The organism is Burkholderia sp. AU6039 (assembly GCF_002223365.1).
Classification (GTDB): domain Bacteria; phylum Pseudomonadota; class Gammaproteobacteria; order Burkholderiales; family Burkholderiaceae; genus Burkholderia.
Genome location: NZ_NKFK01000004.1, coordinates 973282 through 986913, shown reverse-complemented (window position 1 = coordinate 986913; position 13632 = coordinate 973282). Strand labels below are relative to the sequence as shown.

At 67.3% G+C, this 13632-nt stretch carries 12 protein-coding genes; 7 read left to right on the top strand and 5 right to left on the bottom strand.

Annotation, left to right across the window (positions count from 1 at the left end):
• Positions 1–67 precede the first annotated feature (67 nt).
• Both CFB39_RS17335 and CFB39_RS17330 read left to right on the top strand, forming a co-directional pair.
• Positions 68–853: an HpcH/HpaI aldolase/citrate lyase family protein gene (locus CFB39_RS17335; protein WP_089473744.1), complete on the top strand. Its 786-nt coding sequence runs from the start codon at positions 68–70 to the stop codon at positions 851–853.
• Entirely contained in the window at positions 850–1626 is a 777-nt protein-coding gene (locus tag CFB39_RS17330; RefSeq protein ID WP_089473743.1) for a tetratricopeptide repeat protein, read from the top strand. The genes CFB39_RS17335 and CFB39_RS17330 overlap by 4 nt, the downstream gene beginning before the upstream one ends.
• Before the next feature lie 104 nt (positions 1627–1730).
• Here CFB39_RS17330 and rodA read toward each other — a convergent pair whose 3' ends face one another.
• The 5 genes from rodA to CFB39_RS17305 form a co-directional block, all read right to left on the bottom strand.
• The gene (rodA, locus tag CFB39_RS17325) at positions 1731–2879 is read right to left on the bottom strand and encodes a rod shape-determining protein RodA (RefSeq protein ID WP_089426588.1); all 1149 of its coding nucleotides are present in this window, start codon (positions 2877–2879) and stop codon (positions 1731–1733) included.
• Positions 2880–2890: 11 nt separating this feature from the next.
• On the bottom strand, positions 2891–5170 hold the full coding sequence (gene mrdA / locus CFB39_RS17320) for a penicillin-binding protein 2 (RefSeq protein ID WP_089473742.1): 2280 nt from the start codon (positions 5168–5170) through the stop codon (positions 2891–2893).
• A gap of 113 nt (positions 5171–5283) precedes the next feature.
• Positions 5284–5796: a rod shape-determining protein MreD gene (mreD, locus tag CFB39_RS17315; protein WP_009687274.1), complete on the bottom strand. Its 513-nt coding sequence runs from the start codon at positions 5794–5796 to the stop codon at positions 5284–5286.
• Positions 5793–6863 carry a rod shape-determining protein MreC gene (gene mreC, locus CFB39_RS17310; protein WP_089473741.1) on the bottom strand — a complete coding sequence of 357 codons (1071 nt, stop codon included), beginning with the start codon at positions 6861–6863 and terminating at the stop codon, positions 5793–5795. Before mreC ends, mreD begins: the two co-directional genes overlap by 4 nt.
• 125 nt (positions 6864–6988) lie before the next feature.
• A complete protein-coding gene (locus tag CFB39_RS17305) occupies positions 6989–8032 on the bottom strand; it encodes a rod shape-determining protein (RefSeq protein ID WP_004189550.1) in 1044 nt (347 codons plus the stop codon).
• 367 nt (positions 8033–8399) lie between these two features.
• Here CFB39_RS17305 and gatC point away from each other — a divergent pair, with 367 nt between their 5' ends.
• From gatC to CFB39_RS17280, 5 genes are all read left to right on the top strand, one after another.
• On the top strand, positions 8400–8699 hold the full coding sequence (gene gatC / locus CFB39_RS17300; RefSeq protein ID WP_089426585.1) for an Asp-tRNA(Asn)/Glu-tRNA(Gln) amidotransferase subunit GatC: 300 nt from the start codon (positions 8400–8402) through the stop codon (positions 8697–8699).
• 69 nt (positions 8700–8768) lie between these two features.
• Positions 8769–10259 (top strand): Asp-tRNA(Asn)/Glu-tRNA(Gln) amidotransferase subunit GatA, encoded by a 1491-nt coding sequence (gene gatA / locus CFB39_RS17295; protein WP_089473740.1) that lies wholly within the window; start codon positions 8769–8771, stop codon positions 10257–10259.
• Between the two features lie 4 nt (positions 10260–10263).
• A complete protein-coding gene (gene gatB, locus CFB39_RS17290) occupies positions 10264–11739 on the top strand; it encodes an Asp-tRNA(Asn)/Glu-tRNA(Gln) amidotransferase subunit GatB (RefSeq protein ID WP_089473739.1) in 1476 nt (491 codons plus the stop codon).
• A gap of 119 nt (positions 11740–11858) precedes the next feature.
• Positions 11859–12698, top strand: coding sequence for a polyphosphate kinase 2 family protein (locus CFB39_RS17285; protein WP_089473738.1), 840 nt, complete (start codon positions 11859–11861; stop codon positions 12696–12698).
• 41 nt (positions 12699–12739) lie between these two features.
• Positions 12740–13513 (top strand): exodeoxyribonuclease III, encoded by a 774-nt coding sequence (locus tag CFB39_RS17280; RefSeq protein ID WP_046544183.1) that lies wholly within the window; start codon positions 12740–12742, stop codon positions 13511–13513.
• Positions 13514–13632: the final 119 nt, after the last annotated feature.

Here is a 13632-nt window from a genome sequence, read left to right as displayed (position 1 = left end):
GTGTCGCGCTCCGCTTTGCCCGTTGCTTGTCCCGTTCGATTGCCGTTCCGTCCAGGAGGCCGTATCGATGAGCACGCTCACCAATTCCCTCAAACAACGCCTGCGCGACGGCGACGAGCCGCTGTACGGCCTGTGGCTGTCGCTCGGCAGCGACTCGGCCGCGGAAGCGCTCGCGCATGCCGGCTACGACTGGCTCTGCATCGACATGGAGCACGCGCCGAACGACAGCCGCGATGTTGCATCGCAGTTGCGCGCGATCGCCGCCGCCCATCTGCCGAGCGAGCCCGTCGTGCGCGTGCCGGCGCGTGAGCCGTGGCTCGTGAAGCGTGCGCTCGATGCGGGCGCGCGCACGCTGATGTTTCCCTGCATCGAGACGCTCGACGACGCCACGCACGCGGTGCGGCTCACGCGCTATCCGTCGCCCGATTCGCCGGACGGGCTGCGCGGCGTCGCGGGCATGGTGCGCGCGGCGGCGTTCGGCATGCGTCGCGACTACGTGCAGACGGCGAATGCGCAGGTCGCGGTGATCGTGCAGATCGAATCGGCGCGCGGCGTCGATGAAGTCGAGCGGATTGCGGCGCTGCCCGGCATCGATTGCCTGTTCGTGGGCCCGGCCGATCTCGCGGCGAGCCTCGGGCACCTTGGCGACATCCGTCACCCGGACGTTGAAACCGCGATGGCGCGCGTGCTCGCGGCCGGCCGGCAGGCCGGCGTCGCGGTCGGGATCTTCGCGGGCGATACGGCGGCCGCGCGCCAGTATCGCGAGGCCGGCTACCGGATGATCACGGTGTCGGCCGACGTCAGCTGGTTGTTGCGCGCCACGCGGCAGGCGCTGCAGGAGGTGCGGTCATGAACGGTGGCGATGGCGCGTGCCGTGGGCGCGCGCAGGGCGGGATCGGGAGGCGCCGGCAGGTCGGCGCGGTGCTCGGCCTGTGGGTCGTGTGGATCGCGGCTGCCGCGCAGGGCGCGCCGCAGGCGAAGCCCGATCCGTCGCGCGAGACGCAGTCGGCGGTCGCCGACTACAACGCCGGCGACTTTCGTGCGGCGCTGGTGCAGTTCCACGACGCGGCCGAGCGCGGCGACCGTCTCGCGCAATTCAACTACGCGATGATGCTGCTGACGGGCGAAGGCGTGACCGCGAACGTCGACGAAGGGTTGCGCTGGCTGAAGCGCGCGGCCGACGCGAACATGTCGCATGCGCAGTACGTATACGGCCGGATGTTCGACGACGGCGAGTTCGTCGCGCGCGATCCGGCCGAAGCGCACCGCTGGTTCCTGCGGGCGGCGAAACAGGGGCACGTGCAGGCCGAGCTGTCGCTCGCGAACCAGTTCCTCGACGGGCGCGGCACGCCGCGCGACAACCGGCAGGCGTTCACGTGGTACAAGCAGGCCGCCGACGCGGGCGAGCCGACCGCGCAGTACGTGACCGCGTCGTTCTACGAGCGCGGCGGCGACGGTGTCGCGCAGAACCTCAACATCGCGCGGGCGTATTACGCGGCGGCGGCCGCGCAGGGCGACGAGACGGCCGGGCTGAAATTCAAGGAGCTGAGCGCGCGGCTGAAGGCGCAGGGGCCGGCATCGGGCGCCGGGGCGGAGCCGGGCGGGGCACACGCGCCGCCGCCGTAAGCGGGGCGCGCGCCGCGCGGCACTGCGCGGCTGCGTTTGCCATCCGCGGTCGAAAAAAACGGCGCCGATGCGCCGTTTTTCTTTATGCGGTGCGTGCCGCGCGGTCAACTCTTCATCAACCGCCGCTGCCGCCCGACGCTCATGATCATCCCGATCGCGATGCCGAGCGTCGTGAGCGCGGTGCCGCCGTAACTCATGAACGGCAGCGGCACGCCGACGACCGGCAGCACGCCGCTCACCATCCCGATGTTGACGAACGCATAGACGAAGAACGCGAGCGTGAGCGAGCCCGCGAGCAGGCGGCCGAACAGCGTCGCGCCCTGCGCGGCGATATAGAGCCCGCGTGCGATCAGCGCCATGTACAGCGTCAGCAGCACGAGCCCGCCGACGAGCCCCCATTCCTCGGAGAACACCGCGAAGATGAAGTCGGTGTGCTTCTCCGGAATGAATTCGAGGTGCGCCTGCGTGCCTTTCAGGTAGCCCTTGCCGAGCACGCCGCCCGAGCCGATCGCGATCACGGCCTGGATCGTGTGGAAGCCCTTGCCGAGCGGGTCGGAAGTCGGGTCGAGCAGCGTACATACGCGGTGCTTCTGGTAATCGTGCATCAGCGGCCACTGCACTTCGGGCTGGCAGATGCGCTCTTCGAACACGGCGATCGAGCCGACCGCGATCACGCCCGCGACGAGCACCGGCACGATCAGCTTGAACGACAGGCCGGCGAGGTAGATCACGAAGAAGCCGGCCGCGAACACGAGCAGGCCCGTGCCGAGGTCTGGCTGCTTCGCGATCAGCCCGACCGGTACCAGCAGGATCCCGAACGCGACGATGAAGTCGTACCAGCGCAGCCCGCCCTCACGGCGCTGGTAGTACCACGCGAGCATCAGCGGTGTCGCGATCTTGAGGATTTCCGACGGCTGGATCACGACGCCGACGTTCAGCCAGCGCTTCGCGCCCTTCTTGGTCATCCCGAACAGCGCGACCGCAATCAGTAGCGCGACCCCGAACGTGTAGAGCGGGACCGCGAAGCGCATCAGCGTCGTGGGCGGGATGTTGGCGATCACCCACATCAGCACGAACGTCAGCAGGATGTTGCGCAACTGGTCCTCGACGCGGCCGGGCATGTCGATCGCCGCGCTGTACAGCGTGACGATGCCGACGCACAGCAGCAGGAACACGATGAGGGCGAGCGGGCGGTCGAAGCCCGCGAACATCTGCTTGATCTTGTCGAGCCAGGCGCGCTTGTCGAATTGCATGCCTTTCTCCGTTAATGAGCGGTGCCGGCGTCCGCCGCCTTCGCGGGGGCCGTTGCACGGTGATTGTCGTCGCGCGGCGTGGCGACGAGCGGCTGCGCATCGCTGGCGGGCCGGCGCGGCCGGTGCGGGCGCCGGATCGGCGGCAGGCTCGCGGCCCTCGGCGCAGCGGCACTGGCGCTGGCCGGCGGGGCGGCGCTGGCGGCAGCCGATGCTTCGGAGGCGGCCGCGGCCGATGCTGCTTCCGCCGCGCTGGCCGCGGTCGGCACGACCGGCTGCGGCAGCGCGGTGAAGCCGGCCGCGACGGCAGCCGGCTTGTTCGCGTCGCCGATCACCGGTGCGTTGATGGGTTCGGTCGCCGACGCCGCGGCAGCCACGGCCGCGGCCTCGTTCTGCGGGTTCTGGCGGTCGACGAGGAAGAAGTCGAGCACGCGGCGCGCGATCGGGCCGGCGGCCTGCGCACCCCAGCCGCCGTTCTCGACGACCAGCGCGACGGCGATCTGCGGATGGTCGACCGGCGCGTACGCGATGAACAGCGCGTGGTCGCGCAGGTGCTCGGCGAGCAGGTGGCCCTTGTAGTTCGAGCCTTGCAGCGAGAACACCTGCGCGGTACCGGTCTTGCCGGCGGCGAGGTACGGCGCGCCGCGGAACACCTTGTACGCGGTGCCGGACGGGTTCTCGATCACGTTCTCCATCCCGCGCTTCACGACGTCGATGTCGGCCTGCTTGAGCGGGATCGTTTCGCTTTCCTTCGGCACGGTCAGGCGGCGCCCGCGCGTGATCGGATCCTCGACTTCCTTCACGAGGTGAGGCTTCATCACGACGCCGTTGTTCGCGAGCGTCGCGGTCGCGTGCGCGAGCTGCAGGATCGTGAACGAGTTGTAGCCCTGGCCGATCCCGAGGCTGATCGTCTCGCCGTCGAACCACTTCTGCTGCGCGGCCTTCTTGAACGCCTTCTTCTTCCAGTCGGTCGACGGCAGGATCCCGCGCGCCTCGCCCTGGATGTCGATCCCGGTGATCTGGCCGAAGCCGAACGGCTTCATGAAGTTCGCGATCGAGTTCACGCCGAGGTCGCGCGCGAGCATGTAGAAGTAGGTGTCGTTCGACACCATGATCGCCTTGTTCATATCGACCCAGCCCTGGCCCGAGCGCACGTCGTTGCGGAACGTGTGGCCGCCGAACGTGAAGTAGCCGGGATCCTGGAAGCCCCAGCCCGGCGTGCGCTTGCCGAGCGTCAGGCCGGCGAGCGCCATGAACGGCTTGTACGTCGAGCCGGGCGGGTAGGTGCCGTGCAGCGGGCGGTTCAGGAGCGGCTTGTCGGTCGAGTTGTTCAGCTCGTCCCAGGTCTGCTGGTCGATGCCGTCGACGAACGAGTTCGGGTCGAAGCTCGGCGACGACACGAACGCGAGCACGTCGCCCGTCTTCGGCTCGATCGCGACCAGCGCGCCGCGCTTGCCGGCGAACGCCTGCTCGGCTACCTGCTGCAGCCCGATGTCGAGCGACAGCACGAGGTTGTTGCCGGGCGTCGCCTGCGTGCGCGACAGCGTGCGCACCGGCCGGCCGCCGGCCGTCACCTCGACTTCCTCGAAGCCCGTCAGCCCGTGCAGCTCGGTCTCGTAGCTCTGCTCGACGCCGATCTTGCCGATGTAGTCGGTGCCCTTGTAGTTGTTCGCGTCGCGGCGCGGATCGTAGTTTTCCTGATCGCTGTCGTTGTCGTCGCTCATCGCGTCGATGCGATCCTGGTCGCGCTTCGAGATCCGGCCGATGTAGCCGATCACGTGCGCGGCCGTCGTGCCGAGCGGATATTGCCGGAACAGCCGTGCGCGCACGTCGACGCCGGGGAAGCGGAAGCGCTGCGCGGTGAAGCGCGCGACTTCGGCGTCGGTGAGGCGCGTGCGGATCGGCAGGCTCTCGAAGTTCTTCGAGTCTTCCTGCAGCTTCTTGAAGCGGCGGCGGTCGCGGGCGTCGATCGGGATGATCTCGGACAGCTTGTCGATCGTGTTGTCGAGCGTGTCGTCGAGCTTCGACGGCGTGATCTCGAGCGTATAGGCCGAATAGTTCTTCGCGAGGATCACGCCGTTGCGGTCGGTGATGATCCCGCGGTTCGGCACGATCGGCGCGACGGAGATGCGGTTTTCCTCGGCCTGCAGCGCGTATTTGCCGTGCTGCATCAGCTGCAGGTAGAAGAAGCGGCTCGCGAGCAGCCCGAAGCAGACGAACACGAACACGCCCGCCGCCGCGACGCGCAGGCGGAACTTCGAGAGCTGCTGTTGGGTGTCGTTGAATTCGGTCATGCGGCTAAGGTCTATCTGGCCCGCGCACGGCGTGCGGGCGCGGGCGAGGTGCCGCCCCGGAGCGCGGAGCGCGGCGGGCGTGGAGGCGGCGGGTATTCAAGGCAGGCCCTGGCTCAGATGGGGCGCGTATCGTCCGGATCGACCGGGCGGCGTTGCGGCATCAGCAGCAGGTGGCTCGCGATCGGCCACAGCGCGGCTTCGACGAAGCCGTCGACCAGGTAGCGCCAGCCCGGGAACGCGGCGCCCATCACGAGGCGGATCACGAACGGCACGAGCTGCGCGACGACCAGGAGCGGCGTGACGTACAGCACCTGCACGCCGATCGGCATCCACAGCACGCGGCGGTGGATCGTGATCGCGCCGTACGACAGCAGCGTATAGGCGAGTGCATGCTCGCCGAGCAGCCCCGCGTCATGCACGTCCATCAGGATGCCGAGCGCGAACGCGACGCCCATCCCGACCTTGCGCGGCTGGTGGATGTTCCAGAACAGCAGCACGAGCGCGACGAAGTCGGGCACGCCGGGCAGGCGGCCCCACGGCATCAGGTTCAGCAGGAACGCGGCGGCGAGGCTGAAGACGATGAAGTACGGATTGACCGGCTGCAGGATGTATTGCGGGCGATTCATCGCTGGGCTCCTGATTGCCCGGCCGCGGGCTTCGCGGGCGTGGCGGCGGGCTTGGCCGGCGCGGCTGGTGCCGCAGGCTTCGCGCCGGACTGGGCCGCGGCGGCCGGCTTCGCGTTCGCGTCAGCCTTGTCGGCCTTCTCGCTCTTCTCGCCCTTCGCGGCGGCTTTCGCGCCTTTCTTGCCCTTCGCGTTCTTGTCGGCGGCCGGATCGGGCTCGGCCGGGCGCGGCGGGATGTCGTTCTGGTAATGCAGCACGAGCATCTGGCGCGCGCCGCGCACGGCGGCGATCGGCGCGCAGGTCACGCGCGCGAACGCCGTATCGGCGAGCTTGTCGACGCGCACGACCTTCGCGACCGGCAGGCCGGGCGGATAGACGCCGTCGAGGCCGCTTGTGACGAGCTCGTCGCCGACGACGAGATCCGCGCTGGTCGGCACGAAGCGCAAATCGAGCGAATCGCCCTTCGGCGTGCCGTAGATCACGCTGCGCAGGCCGGTGCGCAGCACCTGCACGGGAATCGCGAGATCGCGGTCGGTGACCAGCGTGACTTCGGACTGCAGCGGGAACACGCGCGTGACCTGGCCGACCACGCCGTTTTCGCTCACGACGGGCGCGCCGTTCTGGATGCCCTGCTGCGAACCCTGGCCGATCACGATCTTCTGCGTGAACGGATCGCTCGTGTCGTACTGGATCTCGGCCGGCGTCGATTGCGTCGCGATGTGCTGGCGCAGCTCGAGCACCGCGCGCAGGTGCGCGTTCTCCTGCGTGAGCACGGCGGCCTGGTTGGCTTGCGTGGACAGCTGCAGGTTGCGCTTGCGGAGGTCGTCGTTCTCGTGGCGCAGCGATGCGCCGGTGACGGCGATGTCGGCCGCGCCCATGAACAGGTCGCGCGGCACGAGCGCGGCGCGCTGCAGCGGATAGAGCACGGTGCCGAGCACGCCGCGGACGATTTCGAGCGTGCTGAAGCGCGCGTCCGAGACGAGGAGCGCGATGGCGAGGGCAACGAAGAAGATGAGCCGCGCGAGCGCGGGCGGACCTTGCTTGAAGAGGGGCGGCGGACTGTATTCCATGGTCGGCGCCGGGCGCGAATGATCGGTTAAATGATGCTCAGACGCGCAAACGGCGCGGCGGTTCGTTCTAAACGAGCGAGCCGGCCACGCCGCGGTTGCGTCATGTCAGGGAACTGCCTGGACGATCACTCGTACGAGAAGATGCTGCCCAGCTTGTCCATGCGCTCGAGCGCCATGCCCGAACCGCGTACGACGCAGGTGAGCGGATCTTCCGCGACGAGCACCGGCAGGCCGGTTTCTTCCGCGAGCAGGCGATCGAGGTCGCGCAGCAGTGCGCCGCCGCCCGTCAGCATCATCCCGCGTTCGGCGATGTCGGCGCCGAGTTCCGGCGGCGTCTGTTCGAGCGCGATCTTCACCGACGACACGATCTGGTTCAGCGGATCGGTCAGCGCTTCGAGGATTTCGTTGCTGGAGATCGTGAAGCTGCGCGGAATGCCTTCCGACAGGTTGCGGCCCTTCACTTCCATTTCCTTGACTTCGGAGCCCGGGAACGCGGAGCCGATTTCCTTCTTGATCGCCTCGGCGGTCTGTTCGCCGATCAGCATCCCGTAGTTGCGGCGGATGTAGTTGACGATCGCCTCGTCGAACTTGTCGCCGCCGACGCGCACCGAACCCTTGTACACGATGCCGCCGAGCGAGATCACGCCGACTTCCGTCGTGCCGCCGCCGATGTCGACGACCATCGAGCCGGTGGCTTCCGACACCGGCAGGCCCGCGCCGATCGCAGCGGCCATCGGCTCTTCGATCAGGTAGACCTGCGAGGCGCCGGCGCCGTGCGCGGCTTCCTTGATCGCGCGGCGCTCGACCTGGGTCGAGCCGCACGGCACGCAGATGATGATGCGCGGCGACGGCGAGAACATGCGCGACTCGTGGGCCGTCTTGATGAACTGCTTGATCATCTGCTCGGTGACGGTGAAGTCGGCGATCACGCCGTCCTTCATCGGGCGGATCGCCTCGATGTTGCCCGGCACCTTGCCGAGCATCTGCTTGGCTTCCTTGCCGACTGCCTGGATGGTCTTCTTGCCGTTGGGGCCGCCTTCCTGGCGGATCGACACGACGGAGGGCTCATCGAGCACGATGCCCTTGCCGCGCATGTAGATCAGGGTGTTTGCGGTGCCGAGGTCGATCGCGAGATCGTTGGAGAAGTAGCTGCGCAAAAAACCGAACATTCAGAATCCTGTTTCGCTCTGGGCCGGCCCTGCATAGCGAGCGCTGAGGGCGGCAGCGGAAAAAATAACAGCCTCGGGAAGCGTGGCGGAAGCGGCCGCCGCGGCGCACGAAGCTGCGAGTGATGTCTACCGGGGATCGCACGATGCACGCACGGCCTGCCGAAGCGGGGCGAAACGGTGCGGGAAAAGGCTGCCGGGTTTGGGTCGAACGCGTAATGATACCTTATAATTTCACGGTATTTGAATCGAAACGGGCGGTATTTTTGCCGCTTCGGCCCCGATTTTTGAGGGTGGGATCGCACCCTCCAACCCCCCGCCGCAGTGTTGCTTTTGATGCGCTGCGCAGCCTTGTTTTTCCGGTGATCGCATGGCCCTGACCCTGACCGATGTGAAACGCATCGCGCACCTGGCGCGACTCGAAATGGCCGACGCCGACGCCGAGCACATGCTCGGCCAGCTCAATGAACTCTTCGGCCTCGTCGAGCAGATGCAGGCGGTCGACACCGCCGGCATCGCGCCGCTCGCCCACCCGATCGAACAGATCCAGGCAGTCGCGCAGCGCCTGCGCGACGACGCCGTGACGGAAGTCGTCAATCGCGACGACAACCAGCGTCCGGCGCCGGCCGTCCAGGACGGCCTCTATCTCGTGCCGAAGGTGATCGAGTAAGCATTCGATGACAAGCGCGCCGCCGCCGCTGCGCCGCGCGCCACCCAGAATTCCCAGGAAAACCACTCAATGCACGCAAAAAGCCTGACCGAACTGCGCGCCGCGCTTGCCGCCAAGGAATGCTCGGCCGTCGAGCTCGCGCAGCTCTACCTGAAACGGATCGAAGCCGCGCGCGACCTGAACGCGTTCGTCCACGTCGACGCCGATCTCACCCTCGCGCAGGCCAAAGCCGCCGATGCCGAGCTCGCGCGCGGCGCGGGCGGTGCGCTCACCGGCCTGCCGATCGCGCACAAGGATGTCTTCGTCACGCGCGGCTGGCACTCGACCGCCGGCTCGAAGATGCTCGCGAACTACGAGAGCCCGTTCGACGCGACCGTCGTCGCCCGCCTGCAGGCGGCCGGCATGGTCACGCTCGGCAAGACCAACATGGACGAGTTCGCGATGGGCTCGTCGAACGAGAATTCGGCGTTCGGCGCGGTGAAGAACCCGTGGGACACGAACGCGGTGCCGGGCGGCAGCTCGGGCGGCAGCTCGGCCGCGGTGGCCGCGCGCCTCGCGCCGGCCGCGACCGGCACCGACACCGGCGGCTCGATCCGCCAGCCCGCGTCGTTCGCGGGCGTCACCGGCATCAAGCCGACCTACGGCCGCGTGTCGCGCTACGGGATGATCGCGTTCGCGTCGTCGCTCGACCAGGGCGGCCCGATGGCGCAGAGCGCGTCCGACTGCGCGCTGCTGCTGAATGCGATGGCCGGCTTCGACGAGCGCGACTCGACGAGCCTCGAGCGCGACGACGAGGATTTCACGCGCCACCTCGGCCAGCCGTGGGCGGCCGGCAACGACGCGGGCAAGCCGCTCGCCGGCCTGCGCATCGGCCTGCCGAACGAGTATTTCGGCGATGGCCTCGCCGACGACGTGCGCGCGACGATCGACGCGGCGCTCAAGCAATACGAAGCGCTCGGCGCGACGCTCGTGCCGGTGTCGCTGCCGAAGACGGAACTGTCGATCCCCGTGTACTACGTGATCGCGCCGGCGGAAGCGTCGTCGAACCTGTCGCGTTTCGACGGCGTGCGCTTCGGCCACCGCGCCGCGCAGTACGGCGACCTGCTCGACATGTACAAGAAGTCGCGCGCGGAAGGCTTCGGGCCTGAAGTGAAGCGCCGGATCCTGGTCGGCACGTACGTGCTGTCGCACGGCTACTACGACGCGTACTACCTGCAGGCGCAGAAGATCCGCCGCATCATCGCGAACGATTTCCAGGAAGCGTTCAAGTCCTGCGACGTGATCATGGGCCCGGCGTCGCCGACGGTCGCATGGGATCTCGGCTCCAAGGGCGACGATCCGGTGCAGATGTATCTCGCGGATATCTACACGCTGTCGGTGAGCCTCGCCGGCCTGCCCGGCATGAGCGTGCCGTGCGGCTTCGGCGCGGGCGCGAATGCGAAGCGCCCGGTCGGCCTGCAGATCATCGGCAACTATTTCAACGAAGCCCGGATGCTGCAGGTCGCCGACGCGTTCCAGCGCGCGACCGACTGGCACAAGCAAGTTCCGGCTGGAGCGTAAGCATATGGCAACTCAATGGGAAGTCGTCATCGGTCTCGAGACGCACGCGCAACTGTCGACCGTCTCGAAGATTTTCTCCGGCGCGTCGACGCAGTTCGGCGCCGAGCCGAACACGCAGGCCTGCCCGGTCGACCTGGCGCTGCCGGGCGTGCTGCCGGTGCTGAACCGCGGCGCGGTCGAACGCGCGATCCGCTTCGGCCTCGCGATCGGCTCGACCATCGCGCCGCGCAGCATCTTCGCGCGCAAGAATTATTTCTACCCCGATCTGCCGAAGGGCTATCAGATCAGCCAGTACGAGCTTCCGGTCGTGCAGGGCGGCACGATCACGATCCAGGTACCGGCCAACGAGAAGGCTGGCAAGCCGGCGTATGAGAAGACGATCAACCTGACTCGCGCGCACCTCGAAGAGGACGCCGGCAAGTCGCTGCATGAAGACTATGCGGGGATGACGGGGATCGACCTGAACCGTGCGGGCACGCCGCTGCTCGAGATCGTCACCGAGCCGGAAATGCGCAGCGCGGCCGAGGCCGTGGCCTACGCGAAGGCGCTGCACGGGCTCGTCGTGTGGCTCGGTATCTGCGACGGCAACATGCAGGAAGGCTCGTTCCGCTGCGATGCGAACGTGTCGGTACGCCCGGTCGGCCAGGAGAAGTTCGGCACGCGCGCGGAAATCAAGAACCTGAACTCGTTCCGGTTCCTCGAGGAAGCGATCAACTACGAAGTGCGTCGCCAGATCGAGCTGATCGAGGACGGCGGCGAGGTGGTGCAGGAAACGCGTCTGTACGATCCGGACAAGCGCAAGACTGAATCGATGCGCAGCAAGGAAGACGCGCACGACTACCGCTATTTCCCCGACCCCGACCTTATGCCGCTCGTGATCGGCCAGGACTGGATCGAGCGCGTGCAGTCCGGGATGCCCGAGCTGCCGGCCGCGATGCAGCAGCGCTTCGCCGACGAATACGGCGTGTCCGCGTACGACGCCGGCGTGCTGACGTCGAGCAAGGCGATGGCCGCGTACTTCGAGGCCGTGGTCGCGAAGGCCGGCACCGCGAACGCGAAGATCGCCGCGAACTGGCTGATGGGCGACGTCTCGTCGCAGCTGAACCGCGACGGCATCGAAATCGACGCGATTCCGGTGTCGGCCGCGCAGCTCGCGCTCGTGCTGCAGCGCATCGCCGACGGCACGATCTCGAACAAGATCGCGAAGGAAATCTTCGCGACGATCTGGGACGAGAAGGCGACCGACGAAGGCGCGGCCGACCGCATCATCGACGCGAAGGGGCTGAAGCAGATCTCCGACACCGGCGCGCTGGAAGCGATCATCGACGAAGTGCTCGCGGCGAACGCGAAGTCGGTCGAGGAATTCCGTGCAGGCAAGGAAAAGGCGTTCAACGCGCTGATCGGCCAGGCAATGAAGGCGACGAAGGGCAAGGCCAATCCGCAGCAGGTCAACGAACTGCTGAAGAAGAAGCTCGGCTGAGCATGACCGCGCGCCTGAACCGCGCATGACGACGGGCCGCCCCGAACCGGATCGGGGCGGCCCGTTGCGTTTTGGTGGATGCGTTATCGTATGCACCACAGCGTCCAACGGAGGAACGAATGGCGAAACAACCGTCGCTCGACGATTTCCGCGTGCCGTACTGCACGCGCGAGAAGGAAGCCGCAGCATTCAAGCTCGATGCGTTCGACCCGGCCGCGAAGCCGTTCTCGTCCGGTTCGAAGGACGACGACCGCGCACGGCTGTCGGCCGTGTCGACCGAGCTCGACGTGCAGCAGGAGCGCCTGCACACGCAGCAGAAGAAGCGCGTGCTGCTCGTGCTGCAGGGGATGGACACCAGCGGCAAGGACGGCACCGTGCGCGCGGTGTTCCGCGAGGTCGATCCGCTCGGCCTGCGCGTCGTGTCGTTCAAGGCGCCCACGCCGATCGAGGCCGCGCACGACTTCCTGTGGCGCGTGCATGCGCAGGTGCCGGCCGCGGGCGAGCTCGCGATCTTCAACCGCAGCCACTATGAAGACGTGCTCGTGCCGCGCGTGCTCGACCTGATCGACACGAAGGAATGCGAGCGCCGCTACCGGCAGATCCGCGATTTCGAGACGATGCTGGTCGAGAACGGCACGACGATCATCAAGTGCTTCCTGCACATCTCGAAGGACGAGCAGCGCGCGCGGCTGCAGGCGCGCATCGACGATCCGACCAAGCACTGGAAGTTCGACATCTCCGATCTCGACGCGCGCAAGCACTGGGACGCGTACCAGTCCGCGTACCGTGACGCGCTCGCCGCGACGTCCGCCGAGCATGCGCCGTGGTACGTGATCCCGGCGAACTCGAAGACGCACCGCAACGTGATGATCGCCGAGCTGCTGCTGCGCACGATGACCGACATGAAGCTGGAATTCCCGCCGCCGAAGCCCGAGCTCGAAGGCGTGAAGATCCGCTAAGCTGCCCCCCCTGAAAAACATCGAACTGAACGGAATCCGACATGATGCGAGTGATTACCGCCAACCTGAACGGCATCCGCTCCGCCGCGAAGAAGGGCTTCTTCGAGTGGCTCGGCGAACAGAACGCCGATTGCGTGTGCGTGCAGGAAATCAAGGTCTCGGCCGATGATCTTCCGGCCGAATTCGTCGAGCCGCACGGCTTCAAGAGCTATTTCCACCACGCCGAGAAGAAGGGGTACAGCGGCGCGGGCGTGTACAGCCGCCGCGAGCCCGATGACGTGATCATCGGCTTCGGCAGCAGCGAATTCGATGCCGAAGGGCGCTATGTCGAGGCGCGCTACGGCAAGCTGTCGGTCGTGTCGGTGTACGTGCCGTCCGGCTCGAGCGGCGAAGAGCGCCAGCAGGCGAAGTACCGCTTCATGGACGAGTTCATGCCGCACCTCGCCGCGCTGAAGAAAAAGCGCGAGGTAATCCTGTGCGGCGACGTGAACATCGTCCACAAGGAAATCGACATCAAGAACTGGAAGAGCAACCAGAAGAATTCGGGCTGCCTGCCGGAAGAGCGCGAATGGCTCACGAAGCTGTTCGACGATGTCGGCTATGTCGACGTGTTCCGCACGCTCGATCAGCGCCCGGAGCAGTACACGTGGTGGAGCAACCGCGGCCAGGCGTATGCGAAGAACGTCGGGTGGCGGATCGATTACCAGATCGCGACGCCGGGCGTGGCCGGCACCGCGAAAAGCACGTCGATCTTCAAGGACATCAAGTTCAGCGACCATGCGCCGCTGACGGTGGACTACGACTACAAGAAGTGATGTTCCGCGAGGGATGTGCCGCGCCGCGCCGCGCGCGCAGCAGCCGGATGCGAAAACGGGCCGCATGTCGAACATGCGGCCCGTTTCGCTTGGGGCGGCGATCGTGCGTATCGCCTTCG